Annotated in this window: 10 protein-coding genes; 9 read left to right on the forward strand and 1 reads right to left on the reverse strand. The window is 42.8% G+C overall.

Going from position 1 to position 16,278, the window contains the following annotated elements; translation table 11 throughout:
- Positions 1-205 precede the first annotated feature (205 nt).
- From GSF04_RS13225 to GSF04_RS13260, 8 genes are all read left to right on the forward strand, one after another.
- On the forward strand, positions 206-5,044 hold the full coding sequence (locus GSF04_RS13225; RefSeq protein ID WP_039495730.1) for an NAD-glutamate dehydrogenase: 4,839 nt from the start codon (positions 206-208) through the stop codon (positions 5,042-5,044).
- Between the two features lie 137 nt (positions 5,045-5,181).
- On the forward strand, positions 5,182-6,192 hold the full coding sequence (gene pyrD, locus GSF04_RS13230) for a quinone-dependent dihydroorotate dehydrogenase (RefSeq protein ID WP_211859759.1): 1,011 nt from the start codon (positions 5,182-5,184) through the stop codon (positions 6,190-6,192).
- Positions 6,193-6,364: 172 nt separating this feature from the next.
- A complete protein-coding gene (locus GSF04_RS13235; protein WP_249122488.1) occupies positions 6,365-6,841 on the forward strand; it encodes a cell division protein ZapC domain-containing protein in 477 nt (158 codons plus the stop codon).
- Between the two features lie 90 nt (positions 6,842-6,931).
- Entirely contained in the window at positions 6,932-7,315 is a 384-nt protein-coding gene (locus GSF04_RS13240) for a zf-TFIIB domain-containing protein (protein ID WP_130126232.1), read from the forward strand.
- A 92-nt stretch (positions 7,316-7,407) separates the two neighbouring features.
- Entirely contained in the window at positions 7,408-9,519 is a 2,112-nt protein-coding gene (rlmKL, locus tag GSF04_RS13245) for a bifunctional 23S rRNA (guanine(2069)-N(7))-methyltransferase RlmK/23S rRNA (guanine(2445)-N(2))-methyltransferase RlmL (RefSeq protein WP_211859761.1), read from the forward strand.
- The gene (locus tag GSF04_RS13250) at positions 9,512-9,742 is read left to right on the forward strand and encodes a glutaredoxin family protein (protein ID WP_045989052.1); all 231 of its coding nucleotides are present in this window, start codon (positions 9,512-9,514) and stop codon (positions 9,740-9,742) included. The genes rlmKL and GSF04_RS13250 overlap by 8 nt, the downstream gene beginning before the upstream one ends.
- A gap of 1 nt (position 9,743) precedes the next feature.
- Positions 9,744-11,660 (forward strand): ABC transporter ATP-binding protein, encoded by a 1,917-nt coding sequence (locus GSF04_RS13255; protein ID WP_211859762.1) that lies wholly within the window; start codon positions 9,744-9,746, stop codon positions 11,658-11,660.
- A gap of 8 nt (positions 11,661-11,668) precedes the next feature.
- Positions 11,669-13,393 (forward strand): DUF3466 family protein, encoded by a 1,725-nt coding sequence (locus GSF04_RS13260; RefSeq protein WP_211859763.1) that lies wholly within the window; start codon positions 11,669-11,671, stop codon positions 13,391-13,393.
- Positions 13,394-13,509: 116 nt separating this feature from the next.
- Here GSF04_RS13260 and GSF04_RS13265 read toward each other — a convergent pair whose 3' ends face one another.
- On the reverse strand, positions 13,510-14,019 hold the full coding sequence (locus GSF04_RS13265) for a DUF2062 domain-containing protein (protein WP_010371507.1): 510 nt from the start codon (positions 14,017-14,019) through the stop codon (positions 13,510-13,512).
- Here GSF04_RS13265 and GSF04_RS13270 point away from each other — a divergent pair, their 5' ends adjacent.
- Positions 14,020-16,245 (forward strand): DNA internalization-related competence protein ComEC/Rec2, encoded by a 2,226-nt coding sequence (locus GSF04_RS13270; RefSeq protein WP_249122502.1) that lies wholly within the window; start codon positions 14,020-14,022, stop codon positions 16,243-16,245. It begins immediately after the preceding gene.
- Positions 16,246-16,278 lie beyond the last annotated feature (33 nt).

Consider the following 16,278-nt stretch of genomic DNA (forward strand, 5'->3'; position numbering starts at 1 on the left):
TAATTGTGCTCCTTTTTATTTGGTATTGGCGATTTATATCTATTTTTTGTGAATAGATGAGCAAACAGCTGAAAAGCTTGAAATGTTTTCGTCAAAAAGGCTGTTTATTAGCGTCAGAAAGGTTAGAATTTACCTGACTCCACGCTAATAAATGGCTGTACAAATAATCTACCGTTCAAAGGTGGTATAGATTAAGGAACACATAATGACACAAAATGAAGGCACAGCTTCTGTTATCCTAGATAACGTCTGCAAGCTTATCCATAAAAAAGTCCATGCTGACAAAGTGTCACTTGTCGAAACGTTTGCCAAAACCTTGTACAGCAATATGTCTAAAGAGGATTTGGCACATCGTAACGACAGTGACTTATACGGCGCAGCATTGAGCCTTTGGAATGCCCTTGATAAAAACAAGTCTGACGACGCCGTCATTCGCGTTTTTAATCCTGAGGTTGCAAAGGATGGATGGCAATCATCGCATACAATTGTCGAGATAATCGCTAAAGATATGCCGTTTTTGGTTGATTCAGTGCGCATGGCGATGAATCGCAAAAACATAGTCTCTCACCTATTACTTCATTCTCCACTTAAGTTACAAAGAAACGATGCCGGTGCAATCACCGCGGTTTCTAACTTAAAAGCAGAACAAGAATCTACGTCTACTAAGACCGTATTTTTTATCGAAATCGACAGGCAAACAGATGATTCGGTGATCGCTGATTTTACAGCTGAGCTTGAATCTGTCTTAAATGATGTTTCTGTTGCGGTTGCTGATTGGCTACCAATTCGCGATAAATTGGTGAGCGTAAGTAAAGAGCTGCCGACCCGTCATTATAGTTGTTCAAAAGAAGAAGTTGCTGAAGCCGTCGAGTTTTTAGACTGGCTGGTTAGCGACAACTTTACCTTTATGGGCTACCGCCAATATGATTTGACTCCAGTTCAAGGTGACTATGAGCTGAAGCCAGTTGAAGGCACAAGTCTCGGACTAATGAAAAACTCAGGTGATGACCACAGTCGTTTATTGTCTGAATTGCCTGAAGTTGCGCGCAAAGAAGCACGTAGTAACAACTTGTTGATCTTAACTAAGACAAATTCACTTTCACGCGTTCATAGACCCGCGTATATCGACTATGTTGGTATCAAGCGTTTTGATGATGAAGGTAACGTGATTGGTGAAGACCGTTTCATTGGCTTGTTCTCTTCTAGCTTCTACAACAACAGTGCGGTAGATGTTCCGGTACTTAAGAGTAAAATTAACCGTATCATGGAGCAATGTGACTTTGCCAAAGGCACACATGCATACAAGGCGGTACTCAACATTCTTGAAACCTATCCACGTGATGAGTTAGTACAAGCACGCGAAAGCGAGCTGCTTGAAGTGGCAATGGGCGTTCTACAAACTCAAGAGCGTGACATGTGTCGCTTATTTGTGCGTAAGGATGTGTATGGTCGTTTCTTCTCTTGTATGGTTTATGTGCCGAGAGAGCGATACAACACTGCGTTACGCCGTGAAACTCAACAACTGCTAGGCCGTGCATTTAAGTCTAGCGACAAAGTAGAGTTCACCACCTTTTTCTCTGAATCAACACTAGCGCGTACGCATTACATCGTGCGTGTTGATGACAACAACATAGATTACAACGTGAAAGAAATTGAAAATAACTTGGTAGAAGCCGCTCGTACTTGGGAAGACAAGCTACAATCTGCACTTCTTGAAAGAACGGGTGAGTCTCGTGGTAACGAGTTAAACCGTAAATATACGAATGCCTTCCAGTCTGCTTATAAAGACCAAGTATTGCCAAGCGCAGCAGTCGTAGACATCGAAAAGCTAGAGCAACTAAATGATGACAACAAACTTGAGATGCTGTTCTACAGACCTCAGGAAGAAGCAACGTCACAACTTGTTCGTTTGAGCTTGTTCCATAAAGCAGAGCCTATTCACTTATCAGACGTGATGCCAATGCTTGAGAACTTTGGTCTACGTGTTATTGGTGAAACACCATACGCGGTGAAGACGACTGATGGTCAAGTAAACTGGATCATGGATTTCTCTATGCTTATCGACAGCAAAGGGATCACTGATTTTGACAAAGTATCAGCACGTTTCCGTGCGGCATTGACCAATGTGTGGAATAACCGCCTAGAAAACGATGGTTTCAACCGTTTAGTGTTATTAGGTGGTCTAACTGGTCGTGAAGCATCTATCCTGCGCGCATATGCTAAATACATGCGCCAAATTGGTGTGACGTTCTCGCAGTCTTACATCGAGAATACATTTGACCGCTACCCGCACATTGCAGCGATGATCGTTGATCTATTCGTGAAGAAGTTTGCACCGAAGAAAGTTGCTACTGAAAAGGCACTTCAGAAGGTTGTTGATGCTATCTACCTAGAGCTTGAAAACGTAGCGAATCTAGATGATGACCGTATCATTCGTTTGTACGTTGATATGATCAATGCAACGCTGCGTACTAACTTCTATCAAAAAGAAGCTGATGGCACGAATAAGTCGTATACGTCATTCAAGATCCAGCCAAGCGCAGTGCCAGATATGCCATTGCCATTACCAGCGTTTGAAATTTTCGTATACTCTCCACGCGTAGAAGGTGTTCACCTACGTGGTGGTAAAGTGGCTCGTGGTGGTCTACGTTGGTCAGACCGTCGTGAAGATTTCCGCACAGAAGTACTTGGCCTAGTTAAAGCACAGCAGGTTAAGAATACGGTTATCGTCCCTGTGGGTTCTAAAGGCGGTTTTGTTTGTAAACAACTTCCAACTGAACGTGAAGCGTTCTTCAAAGAAGGCCAAGAGTGTTACAAGATCTTCATCCGTGGTCTACTAGACATCACAGATAACATCGTACATGGTGACATTGTGCCGCCAGTGGATGTTGTACGTCACGACGAAGACGACCCATACCTAGTTGTTGCAGCGGACAAAGGGACTGCGACTTTCTCTGATATCGCAAATGGTATCGCTGAGTCTTATAACTTCTGGCTTGGTGACGCTTTCGCGTCAGGTGGTTCAGTTGGTTACGACCACAAGAAGATGGGTATTACTGCTAAAGGCGGTTGGGAATCGGTTAAGCGTCACTTCCGTGAAATGGACGTTGACTGTCAAACAACTGATTTCACAGCGGTTGGTATCGGTGACATGGGCGGTGACGTATTTGGTAACGGGATGCTGCTATCTAAGCACATTCGTTTACAAGCGGCATTTAACCACATGCACATCTTTATCGATCCAAACCCAGATGCGGCAAGCTCGTATGTAGAGCGTGAGCGTCTATTTAATCTGCCACGTTCAAGTTGGGAAGATTATAATAAGGATCTAATTTCTGAGGGCGGTGGTATTTTCTCTCGTGCAGCGAAAGCAATTACGCTAAGCGCTGAAATGAAGAAGATGATAGGCACTAAGAAATCGAGCATGACACCTAACGAGTTGATCAAAGCATTGTTAAAGATGCCAGTTGATTTGCTGTGGAATGGTGGTATCGGTACTTACATCAAGTCTAAATCTGAAACTGACGCTGAAGTAGGCGACCGTGCAAACGACGCGCTACGTATCAACGGCGGTGAGCTTGGTGCGAAGATCTTTGGTGAAGGTGGTAACTTAGGTGCAACTCAGCTGGGTCGTATCGAATTTGCTTCAAACGGCGGTCGTATCAACACTGACTTTATCGACAACGTAGGTGGTGTTGCTTGTTCGGATAATGAAGTTAATATCAAGATCCTACTTAACGGCCTAGTTGCTGAAGGTGAATTGACGAATAAGCAGCGTAACGAATTACTGTATTCAATGACTGATGAAGTATCAGAATTGGTACTGAAAGATTGTTACCGTCAAACGCACACGCTTTCGGTTACTAAGTCTAAAGGTCCAGCAACGCTGAAAGAGAAAGTACGTTTTATCCATGCACTTGAAAAAGACGGCAAGCTAAATCGTGCAATCGAATTCTTACCAACTGATGAAGAGCTAGCAGAGCGCGCGGCGGCAGGTAAAGACCTAACGCGTCCTGAGCTATCTGTATTGGTTTCTTACTCTAAGATGGTGTTAAAAGAGACATTGGTTGTTGATGAGATCTCAGAAAATCCATACTACCGTCAGTTGCTAGTGAACTCGTTCCCAGCACCACTGCGCGAGCGCTTCAATGCTGCGATGGATAATCACCCGCTACGTAAAGAGATCATTGCAACGAAACTTGCAAACAACATCGTTAACGACATGGGTCTAAACTTCATGGTTCGTATGCACGAAGAGACAGGTGCAACGGATGCAGAAATTGCGGTTTGCTACTCAATTGCAAGTGCAATCTTTGAAATGAAGGAAACGTGGTCAGCGATTTCTGCGCTTGATAATAAGATCCCAGCGGCAGTTCAAACGGAAATGCTATATCAATTACGTCGTACGGTTCGCCGTGCAACGCGTTGGTTCTTACGTCACCGTGACAAGTCTCAAACTATCGAGCAAACCATTGCGTTCTTTGCACCTACATTTAAAGATTTAAGTGCAAATCTACACAACTACATGGTTGCAAATGAAAGCGAGCAGATCGTTGATAAAGCACGTGACCTTGAATCTCAAGGTGTGCCAGCTGAGATTGCACTGCGTATCGTGTCACTTTCAAGCTTGTTCTCTGTCATGGACTTAGCGGAAGTTGCACATAGCTCAGGTCGTAAGATCGGTGTTGTGTCTAATACTTACTTCACGCTTGGTGCAAACATGGGTCTACATTGGTTCCTTGACCAAATCACGGCTCAACCTGTTGCAAACCATTGGCAGGCGCTTGCTCGTGCTTCATATCGTGAAGAGCTTGATTGGCAACAGCGTTCATTGTCAGAGGTTGTGTTAAACAGCTTTGCTGGTGATGACAGTGATATCAATGAACAGATTGAACAGTGGATGGATAAGCAAGCAGGCTTACTACACCGTTGGCAGCAAATGCTAACTGAGTTTAAGACGTCGCAAAGTCATGACTTTGCTAAGTTCTCAGTTGCACTTCGTGAGCTAATGTTACTAAGCCATAACTGCGATACTTCCAAATAATCTAGAAATCGCTACAATACCCCAGCTTTGACTGGGGTATTTTTTTGTCTAATGCCATTGGCATAATCCATTTAGCTAAAGTTACGCTTGGGTAATTTTAGCTAAGTCGATTACGTTATCAATACTGAGGAGCTACCATGTTTTACGATCTTGCGCGTCGTTTTATGTTTAATAAAGATGCGGAGTGGGCACACGATTTTGCCCTAAACAACCTGCGCCGCTTTGCGAATACGCCAATGAGCCTTGCATGGTCTCAATCAGTTCAAGACAAACCGGTTAATTTTCTGGGGTTAGAGTTTAAAAATCCAGTAGGGTTGGCCGCCGGTCTTGATAAAAATGCTGAGTGTATCGAAGCATTTGCACAAATGGGTTTTGGTTTTATTGAAGTAGGGACTGTCACGCCAAGACCACAAGCGGGCAACGACAAGCCTCGGATCTTTCGTCTACCTGAAGCAAATGCGATTATTAATCGCATGGGATTCAATAACAAGGGCGTTGATTACCTAGTCAACAATGTAAAAGCAGCAAAATATGATGGGATCCTTGGGATCAACATTGGCAAAAATAAAGATACACCGAATGAACAAGGTAAAGATGACTACATTCACTGTATGAGAAAAGTATTTGAGCATGCCTCATATATCACCGTGAATATCTCTTCACCAAATACACCGGGTCTGAGAGATCTACAATATGGCGAGGCGCTGGACGATCTATTGCAAAGCCTGAAAAATGAACAGATGGATCTGATCGCCAAGCATAACAAGTCAGTGCCTATGTTGGTAAAGATCGCACCAGATGTCGATGGCGTTCAGTTAACCCAGATCGCAGAATCATTAGTTAATAATCGTATCGATGGTGTTATTGCAACTAACACAACATTAGCCCGAGATACGGTAGAAAACCTAGAGCACGGTAATGAAGCAGGTGGTTTGTCTGGAAGACCTGTTCGTGAAAAATCGACGCATGTTGTCAACGAATTGAAGCGTATTACCGACGGTAAGCTACCAATCATCGGTGTAGGTGGTATTGACAGTGCTGAATCTGCAAAAGAGAAACTTTCAGCTGGTGCAGATTTAGTACAAGTCTATACAGGCTTTATTTATGAAGGGCCAGCGCTTGTTAAAAAGATCGTTTCGTCCTTATAAGGATCGGTCATATAACCAAATGATCCAAAACAAAACGTTATTATAAAAAATTTCATCATTGCCTTTTTCGCGTTATACTCCCACTTACTAGTTGAGCTAATTGGTTGGTGGGAGAGAAGTTTTGCAAGCTTCAAAAGAGTGGCAATGGATCCGCTGCACAGAAAGGAACAGGTTGTTAATTGATTTGGGTGACGAGCTTCAGCTTTGCACGCCTTTTCGTTTGCGCCACCTTACTGAAGACTCCACCGCTAATCCCAATTTTAGTCTCAGCGAAGCTGAATTTTATCAGAGTGTATTTTCCTACCTTTGCGGTTTTGGTGTTTGGAATGAGCCCAGATGCTGCCAAATCGCTTTAAATGCCACTGCGGCAAAGTTTCATCTGCAACCGATGCAAGCAAAAAGCTGGTTTTTTAAGCCATATTTTGGTGGTGAACCTGTGAGTGAGGCAGTTGTGTGTTTAAATTCCAAGTTAAGCAGCGGCGAGTTTCTAATTATCGAGCATGATGGTCAATCAAGTCTTTGTTTAAGCTTGAACGAGCAATTTATTCTTGATGAGGGAATAGAGCTTGAACAATTTCAAGCGATAAAAGTACTGAACGATCGGTTAGCGCCTCTTGTGTTAACACACCGAGTTCATCAAAGCGCATAGCCAAGTTCTTCCCATCGTTTTATTGACCAGCAATTGTTTCCTGTATTAATCTGTACCTAATTTGAGTTGTTTGCTGATCTAGGGAACAGAATGCGCTGCCTCTGCGATAAAACATTAAAACTGACTTATGCCGACGCTGAAGGACATTGCGGTTATCAATGTCAGTCATGCGGTGCCATTTGGCTGCCGCGCAAATTTATTGATTCCATTAAACATACTTATCATTTTAGTTATACCGATTTTATTGCAAAGCGGTCGTTGGTTGAGCGTGACGTTTTACAATTATGCCCTGATGATGGTCATACACTTAAAGACTATACGCTCTTTGAAGCTAGTTTTAGTGAGTGCGGGTGCTGTGGTGGCGTGTGGTTTGAAAAAGGGGAGCTCCATAACTTACTACAAAATTACCAAAGCAAGAGTTCGGACATAAGCGCGCTAGATAAGTTAGATTTTCTGAGCTTGCTAAATTTTTAACGTAATTTATCCCCATACAACCAAGCTCAACTAATAACTAACGATAACTTGTGTGTTATACTGCGCCCAGTTGAAATTTAAGGGTATTCAAATTGCAATTTATCGCATTGACATCTATTGGTGTAGAGCAGTTACTGGTTGAAGAATTAACCGAGTTTGGTTTTGAAATAAACAAGCAAACCGTTGGTTCAGTTAAGTTCACAGGCGCTAATCTAGACGTACAAAAGTTCTGTATGATGACACGATTTGCAACGCGCGTGATGTTGCTTATCGATGACAAACCAGAAGTGAATGACAAAGATTCTCTCTACAAGTTTGTTCGTTTTCAGGCATGGCAAGATTGGTTTAGCCCAAAGCAGACCTTTGCAGTAGAGTTTAATGGTACGAATAATGCGCTAAAAAATACGCAATTCTCTGGTCTGGTGGTTAAGGATGGGATCGTTGACTACTTCAATGACCTGTTTGAACAACGTCCAGATGTTGACAAACAGACACCTGATATTCGCATCATAGCGAAATTATCTAAGCAAGGCTGTGCGCTATATATCGATTTCTCGGGACCTCGCTTATCTGATAGAGGTTATCGTGACAAACAAGGTAAAGCGCCAATTCGTGAACATTTAGCGGCAGCGCTGGTTAAACGTAGCGGCTGGCTTGAAGATACTAATAAGCCGCTTTTTGATCCCTGCTGTGGTTCTGGCACGTTATTGATAGAAGCGGCTTCTATGGCACTTGGTTTACCTACTAACCTCAATAAAGACTTTGCCTTTAAACGCCTGCCGAGTTTTCGTGAAAGTAAGTTCACCGAGCTTAAAGCACAATTAAATGTACAACCAGAGCAAAAGAGCTTATGGCTGATCGGTAGTGATATCGATGAACGTGTGCTGTCAATTGCTGAGCGTAATGCCAAGCGCGCAGGCGTTGAGTCACATATAAAGTTTAAGTTTGAAGATGCCAATCAGCTTAGCCTTGCTGCTAAACGCCCCGGCACTGTGCTGAGTAACTTACCTTATGGTGAACGTCTAGGTGGTATGGCTGAAATTATTACGCTATATCGCAATATGGGTATCGCCTTTAAAAAGCACTATAAAGACTGGAGTTTGGCGTTACTTGCGAGTGAAGAAAGCCTATTAAAAGTGCTAAAACTAGCGCGTAAAAAGTCTTATAAATTCAAAAATGGCCCGCTCGACGTGCTGCTTAACTTGTATGAAATGAATGAAATGCAGGTACAGCAAAATAAACAGAGCAGTGGGCTTAATTTTGAAGGCTCGACTGCGTTTGGCAACCGCTTGAAGAAAAATCTACAAGGCTTAAAATCTTGGCTGAAAAAAGAAGACATTAATGCGTATCGTGTTTATGACGCGGATATCCCTGAATACAATGTTGCAGTTGATATTTATAACGATAACGCAGTCATCTTTGAATACAAAGCGCCAAAAGAAATTGACGATAGTGTTGCGCAAAAACGTTTGCAAGACGTGATCACACTTACCGCCGAGCAGCTTAATATCGACCCGCTAAACATCGCGGTAAAAGTAAGAAAGCGCCAAAAAGGCCAAGAACAATACAAAGCCCTGGACAAGCAAAACCGCACTGAGGTAGTAGAAGAGTACGGTGCTAAGTTCAAGGTTAACCTATTTGATTATCTTGATACGGGTCTATTCCTTGACCACCGCTTAGCTCGCAAGTTTATTCAGCAACATTCGAAAGATAAACGCGTGTTGAATCTATTTGCATACACAGGTAGTGCTTCTGTGCACGCCGCAGTTGGCGGCGCTAAGTCTGTTACCACAGTAGATATGTCAAAGACCTATCTAAAATGGGCTGAAGAAAACTTTGAGCTAAATGGTTTGAAGAACCCACGTTTCAGATTTGAGCAAGCGGATTGCTTAAAATGGCTTGAAAGAGCCGTTGGTCAATATGATCTCATTTTCTTAGACCCACCAACATTCTCTAACTCTAAACGTATGTCTGACGCATTTGACGTGCAAAGAGATCATTTAAAACTATTTGGTTGGGTAAAGAAAATATTAGCACCGAATGGTGTACTGCTGTTTTCTAACAACAAACGCGGATTTAAAATCGATGAAATGGGACTTGCGGCACTTGGCCTAACTGCTGAGGAATACTCATCGCAAACCTTGTCTTTGGATTTTAAACGTAACAAGCAAATTCACAACAGCTGGTTGATCCGTCATGATTAAATGTACCTTATTCCACACCGATGGTTGTCATCTTTGTGAAGAAGCATTGGCGATGTTAATTCAATTTTTGCCTGAAGCCGAAATTGAACTCGTCGATATCGTCGATAGTGAAGAGACGATGACGGAATATCAATATAGAATTCCAGTGATTAAAAAAGGCGAGACAGGTCAGGAACTTGGCTGGCCTTTTACTCAACAACAACTACAAGAATTTATAGACTAATATGGATCTCATTCGAATTGCTAAAGCCCAACTGGCTTTTGGCTCACACCCTATACTTGACCAAGCTGATGCCGTTATTGAATCAGGCGAGCGCGTTTGTATTGTGGGCCGAAACGGTGCCGGTAAATCAACGTTACTGAAAGTGCTTGATGATCAAGTGCAACTTGATGATGGTGAAATCAACCGTGTTGGTGGATTAAAAGTTTCAAGGCTAGAACAAGACCCACCAAAGGGCGCAAATGGCTCGGTCTTTGATTATGTTGCGAACGGTTTACCTGATGTTGCTGAGCTGCTCATTGAATTTCATGAAGTCAGTGAAAAACTACAAACCAGCCAGTCAGATAAATTGATGACCTCGCTTGAGCGCTTAACTCAGCGATTGGAAAGCGAAGATGCGTGGCGTTTTGAGTCACGGATCAAGCAAGTGCTTAGCCAGTTGCAATTAGATGCGAATATGCGCCTAGAAGAGCTCTCAGGTGGCTGGTTACGCAAAGTCGCGCTGGCCAAGGCGTTGGTGAGCGATCCAGACTTGCTGCTACTCGACGAGCCGACTAACCACCTTGATATGCAAAGTGTTATCTGGCTTGAGCAATTCCTGAAAGAGTTTAAGGGGGGGATAGTGTTTATTTCCCACGACCGTGCCTTTATTCGCGCAATGGCGACTCGAATTTTAGATTTAGACCGTGGCAAGTTGGTTTCATACCCTGGAGATTATGCGCAATATCTAGAACAAAAAGCCCATGATTTAAAAGTGGAAGAGCAACAGAATGCCTTGTTTGATAAAAAGCTTGCCGAAGAAGAAACCTGGATAAGGCAAGGGATCAAGGCCCGGCGAACTCGTAACGAAGGGCGTGTGCGAGCACTAAAAGCGCTTCGTGTTGAGCGCAAGCAACGCATCGAGCAGCAAGGTAAGACAGACTTCAACATCGAGACGGCGGATCGTTCCGGTAAGCTGGTCTTTGAAGCGAAACATTTAGACAAAGCATTCCAAGAAAAATGCATTGTGAAGGACTTTTCAACGCTGGTGATGCGTGGCGACCGTATTGGCTTGGTCGGTCCAAATGGAGCAGGTAAAACTACGCTGTTAAAAATGCTTTTTGGTGATATTAAACCTGACGCAGGCAGTGTAAAACAAGGCGTGAATCTGGAAGTTGCGTACTTCGATCAATACCGTGAAAAATTGGATGAAGAAGCAACTGTGCAGGATAATGTCGCAGAAGGTAAGCAAGAAGTAATGATGGGCGGCCGCTCGCGTCATGTACTTGGCTATCTGCAAGACTTTTTATTTCCGCCTGCGCGAGCTCGAACTCCTGTAAAGGCATTATCGGGCGGTGAAAAAAACCGCTTATTACTTGCTAAGCTCTTCCTTAAGCCTTCAAATATTATTGTGCTGGACGAACCGACCAACGACTTGGATATTGAGACGCTTGAACTACTTGAAGAAATCTTAAACCAATACCAGGGCACAGTGCTGGTCGTCAGCCACGACCGAGAGTTTATCGATAATACCTGTGGCAGTGTGTGGGCATTCGAAGGCGAAGGCCTAGTGACGGAAATTGTTGGCGGCTATAGTGATTTTGAGCTGTATCAGCAAAGACGAGAGCAGCAAAAGAAAGAAGTACAAAAGGTTCATCAAGAAAAGCAGCAACAGGCCGAGACTAAAAAGGCAGCTGCGCCTGCTCGTTCAAATAAGCTGAGTTACAAATTAAAACTTGAATTAGAGTCGTTGCCCAGTAAAGTAGAGGAACTTGAAGAGGCAGTGAACAAACAACAAACACTGGTCAGCGATCCAGACTTCTTTAAACAAGATCAAGAAACGACCCACAAGGCATTGAACCATTTGACTGAGCTAGAGTCGAAGCTGGAAGCCGCGTTTGAACGCTGGGAAGAACTAGAAGCATTACAGAATCAGCAGTAAGGATTAAAATGAAATTTAAACTTTTAGCCGCGAGTGTCGCCGTAGCCCTTTCACAACAGGCGGCCGCTGCCACCTATCAGTTAACTGAATTACCAAGACATGATAATAGCAAATATAGCTACGTGTCAGATGCCAATGAAGCTGGAGACGTGATTGGTCACGCTTCCAATTTATTTGGTGTAAAGATTGATGTGTCGTATATCGACTTCGATGATTCAACACTCAAAAATTATTACGACAGTACAAAAAAGCAGTACGAGCTGATCGAAGAAGAAATCACCTTCACATTAGAAGATATTCAAAACAATGATGCAGCTAATACGAATGCTCAAGCTCATGCATTTATGCTGTCTTATGTTATGAATTCAAGTAGAGTAGTTAGCCAAGAATATCAAAGAATTGAAAGAGCAATTTCTTTGACATATAACAATAATACCGCAGAAGAGTTTGTGGTATTTGATGAACAATCTCCTGATTATGAAGGACTCACTCGCTCGGTCACTAACTATCTTACAAGCATCGCAGAAGACGGTACAATAGTGGGCTGGGGTTCTGCACCTTTTAAAAAGATAACTTTTACTCCTGAGGGTGAAACAGAAGAAGAAACTTATTTTGTACGTGATTGGCGAAATAAAGGTATTTTAGTTACACCAGCTGGAGAGAAAATTAGGTTAGAGCCTGCCTTTACAGAATACGGCGGCCTTTCTCTTGCCACTGATATCAAACAAACCGCTGATGGCGGCTATATTGTTGTGGGACAAAGTTCAACTTCGTTATCGCAAAGAGCAACAGAAAATATAGAAGATAGTTGTGATGGTGTGGATGAACCAGTCGATGTGTGTATTCAAAGGTTGACCTCGCCGTATCATACTCGAGCCTACAAGTGGACGTTTGATAACGATTTTAACTTAGTCAGTGCAACGGATCTTGGACTTGGTTTTACACCAGATGAAGATGATGATCGAGCCTATTCAAGCATGGCTGTGGCAACTAATGGGACGGGATTAACGGTTGGTTATTCTCGTGCACGTCGTCAAAGTAACGATGACCTTCTACCTTACGAACAAGCCGTTTACTTTACTAATAATGAAATTAAGCGTATTAAAGAGGTTGAGAGTTATATCGAATACAGCCAAGCGGTAGATGTGAACGACAATGGCACGATTGTTGGTGTGTTTGGACGTTTTACTGGTAGTTCAAGAGATTATGACTCAACAGGTTTTTATTTTAATGCGAATACCGCTGAGTTCAAAGAAATGCCTGCATACTTCGAAGGGTCGGCGACAGCAATCACAGATATCAATAATAATGGCTTTGTTGTAGGCCAAGGTGTTACAGAAAAGAGTGGTTCTAACCGTCGTCGTGAAGCGTTTCTATATGAAATTGGTGCAGAAAAACTAGTGAATATAAACTCACTTCTTCCTTGTAAGAACGATTCTTTCCCTTACACCATTGCAGAAGCTGTGAAGATCACTGATGACAACAAGATATATGCGATTGCGACCAAAACGGTTGAAAGACGCAATACGTTGGGTGAAATTGAGAAGGACAGTAAGGGCGAGACTGAGTATGAGTCGGTAAGTTTACCTGTTCTACTTACCCCAATTTCTGGTGAACCAGAAAACTGTACACCACCTGAGGCAGAAACATATGAGCGTCAATCTGCAAGCTGGTCTTGGCTTAGTTTACTCGCGTTACCACTAGTGGCGCTGAGAAGACGTCGTAAAGCCTAAAGTACAATTTAGACGATAAAAAAGCCCGGAAGGGCTTTTTTTGTGTTTGAAAAGAAATATTAGCAAATTCAATTCGATATTTTGTTCAACCGGTACAAATCTTAACTATACTGGTATTAGCCTTGGCCGCGGCTTTGCCATGCTTTATTCACTGAACGTCGCCATAGGTAATCGATACCGAAAAAGCCGATAATAGCGGCAAGTGTTGCGCAGATCAAAGAGCCGACGATAAATGCAGGCCCAATCGTTGTTAGGCTTTGTGCAAGCCATTCCCAACTCGCCTCAAAATGGAATGGCTGTTGTTCTTGGCCAAGGGCAAATACACCGACTAAGTAAGAGCAATAAAATATCGGCGGCATCGTGAGTGGATTAGTGATCCAAACGAGAGCAATAGACAAAGGCAAGTTGACGCGAAATGGAATCGCAAGTGCTGCTGCCAGTACCATTTGAAAAGGAACAGGGATGAATGCGAAAAATAGCCCCACCGAGAATGCGCCACGTGCTGAGCGCCGGTTTAAATGCCAGAGGTTGGCATCATGCAGTAACTTCCCAAAGATTTTTAATGATTTCTGTTGTTTGATTTTATTATGATCAGGTAAAAAGCGTTGAATCGTTTTTTTCGCCATTTGCAGCTGCCATCTACTTGGATTCTGATATGTTTTGGAATAATTCTAGGTTGCTTCAGTGCGGTATTCCTTCTCGACAATTGGCGATTAGCCGCAATAAGCATATTCCTCTACTTCATGGGCCGCTATTCTAAGCTTTTTTGTCCTATATTGGCAGGATTTATTTTAGGGATTTCCATTGTTCTTAGCCATTACTTTGTTTTTTATCAGCTAAAAATACCAGAAATGTGGCAATCGCAGCTTGTTACTGCTTCGGGTAAAGTTATTGAGGTTGATAATTCTGTGATTGGTGAAGCGTTAAAGGTAAAGCTAGAGCAAGTTGAAGGCTACCAGTTTGCGCGTTGGCGTACTGTAAATGCAAAGCTTTATCGTGATTCATCAACGCCTATGTTGACAGTTGGTGACCACATTGAATTTACGGTGAAGCTTAAGCGTTATCGTAGCCGAGCTAATATCGGACTTTTTAACGCTGAATTGCACGCGTTTAGAAAGCATATGTATTTCAAGGGCAGTATCAAAACAATCAATTTGTTAGTGAAGGACACTACGTGGCGTGATAATTACCGCTTATTCATAGATAAAAAGCTCAATGGGCTCAGCTATGCTTGGCTGTATTATATTTTATTAACAGGCGATACAAGCAAAGTCGACTTCGAAAACAAAACACAATTTAGAAGTCTTGGTTTGAGCCATCTGTTAGCGATTTCAGGGCTTCATATCGGAATGGTATTTGCAATCGCGTTTTTGCTGATAAAAGTCGTGCTGCATTGTGCCCCGGTAATAATCTCCCAAGCAGCCAACTTGCATCAGTGGTGTTTAGTTTTTGCGTTACTGTTGTGTTTTGGGTACGTCATTCTCTGCGGCTACAGTGTATCGGCGACTCGAGCTGTGATCATGGCAATGGTATGGGTTGCATGTTACCTCTTTGCCGTGCGCCTTAAAGCACTTCAGGTGTTAACGGCTGCATTGACAATCGTCTTAGTGGTAGACCCGTTTTCACTACTCAATCCCGGTTTATATTATTCCTTTTTTGCGGTAGCTATCATCGTAACGTTAGTGACAAAAGTTGGCCGAGGTTTAGGTGCGAAACTGCTTGGGTTAATTAAGTTGCAGCTTGCGTTATTTATCTGTCTGTTGCCACTCAACCTGTATTTCTTTTCTGGTGCGAGCATCATTTCATTAGTTGCGAATATCATAGTGATCCCGTTGATTTCTGTTGTGGTATTTCCGCTACTACTGCTTCATGTTACTGCGTTGCACGCTATTGGTTGGCAACTTCCACTTCATCTAGTTGATAGTGGGTTAGTGGTTCTGTTTGAGCTGTTGCAAAGCGCTCCACTAACTTGGGCAGATATACCCAGCGTTTCGTCCGTGTTTCTCATAACCAGTTACTTAAGTGCTTTGCTGCTGTTTTTATTCAGAAATTATTTTGGTTTATTACCGATAGTAATTTTCCTCGTTCAGTATCTATTTCGAGCCTCTCCGCTATGGCAAGTCGATATTTTTGACGTCGGTCACGGAACCGCTGTATTGGTTTCTCGCAATAACAAAGGGCTGCTCTATGATGTGGGGGCCAAGTATTTTGGCTATTTTTCAATGTTTGAGTTTGTGATCAAACCCTATCTTTTGAATAATCGAATTACGCTACAAGATACCATCATTAGTCATAACGATGGTGACCATAATGGTGGCGTTGACGACCTCGTTGCCTTTGATGGCGGGAAATCGTTACAGCGTTTTCACCCCGCAAGTGCTGCTGATAGCTGTGTGCTTGGAACACATCAATTTCAAGGGCTAGACATATCAGTGATCTGGCCTCAAGAAATGTCGAACAATGACAACAATAATTCTTGTGTAGTTAGTATCTCTGATGGGCAGTTTACGCTTTTATTACCAGGAGATATTGAGAAAGTCACTGAAACTAAGTTACTTGATCTAGAAAAAGAGGCACTCAAGGCCGATATATTACTGGTTCCACACCATGGTAGTGGCAGCTCTTCGAGCGAGCAGTTTATTCAAGCGGTTGACCCAGATATTGCGATATTTTCTCGTGCCTTTTATTCGCCTTGGAAAATTCCCAATGAGAAAGTGATTGAAAGATACCAAAGAGTAGGGAGCACACTATTGGATACCGCCTTAGATGGCCATATAAAGATCTCAATTTTTGCTCAAGAAATTACAGTTGAACGAGCTCGGGAAGTGGAAAATTACTGGTTTCTCAGATAATCCATTCAGTTTTAACGATTTGAAAGTTACAAT

The sequence above is a fragment of the Pseudoalteromonas sp. A22 genome, from assembly GCF_018141345.1.
GTDB classification, from domain to species: Bacteria; Pseudomonadota; Gammaproteobacteria; order Enterobacterales; family Alteromonadaceae; genus Pseudoalteromonas; species Pseudoalteromonas maricaloris.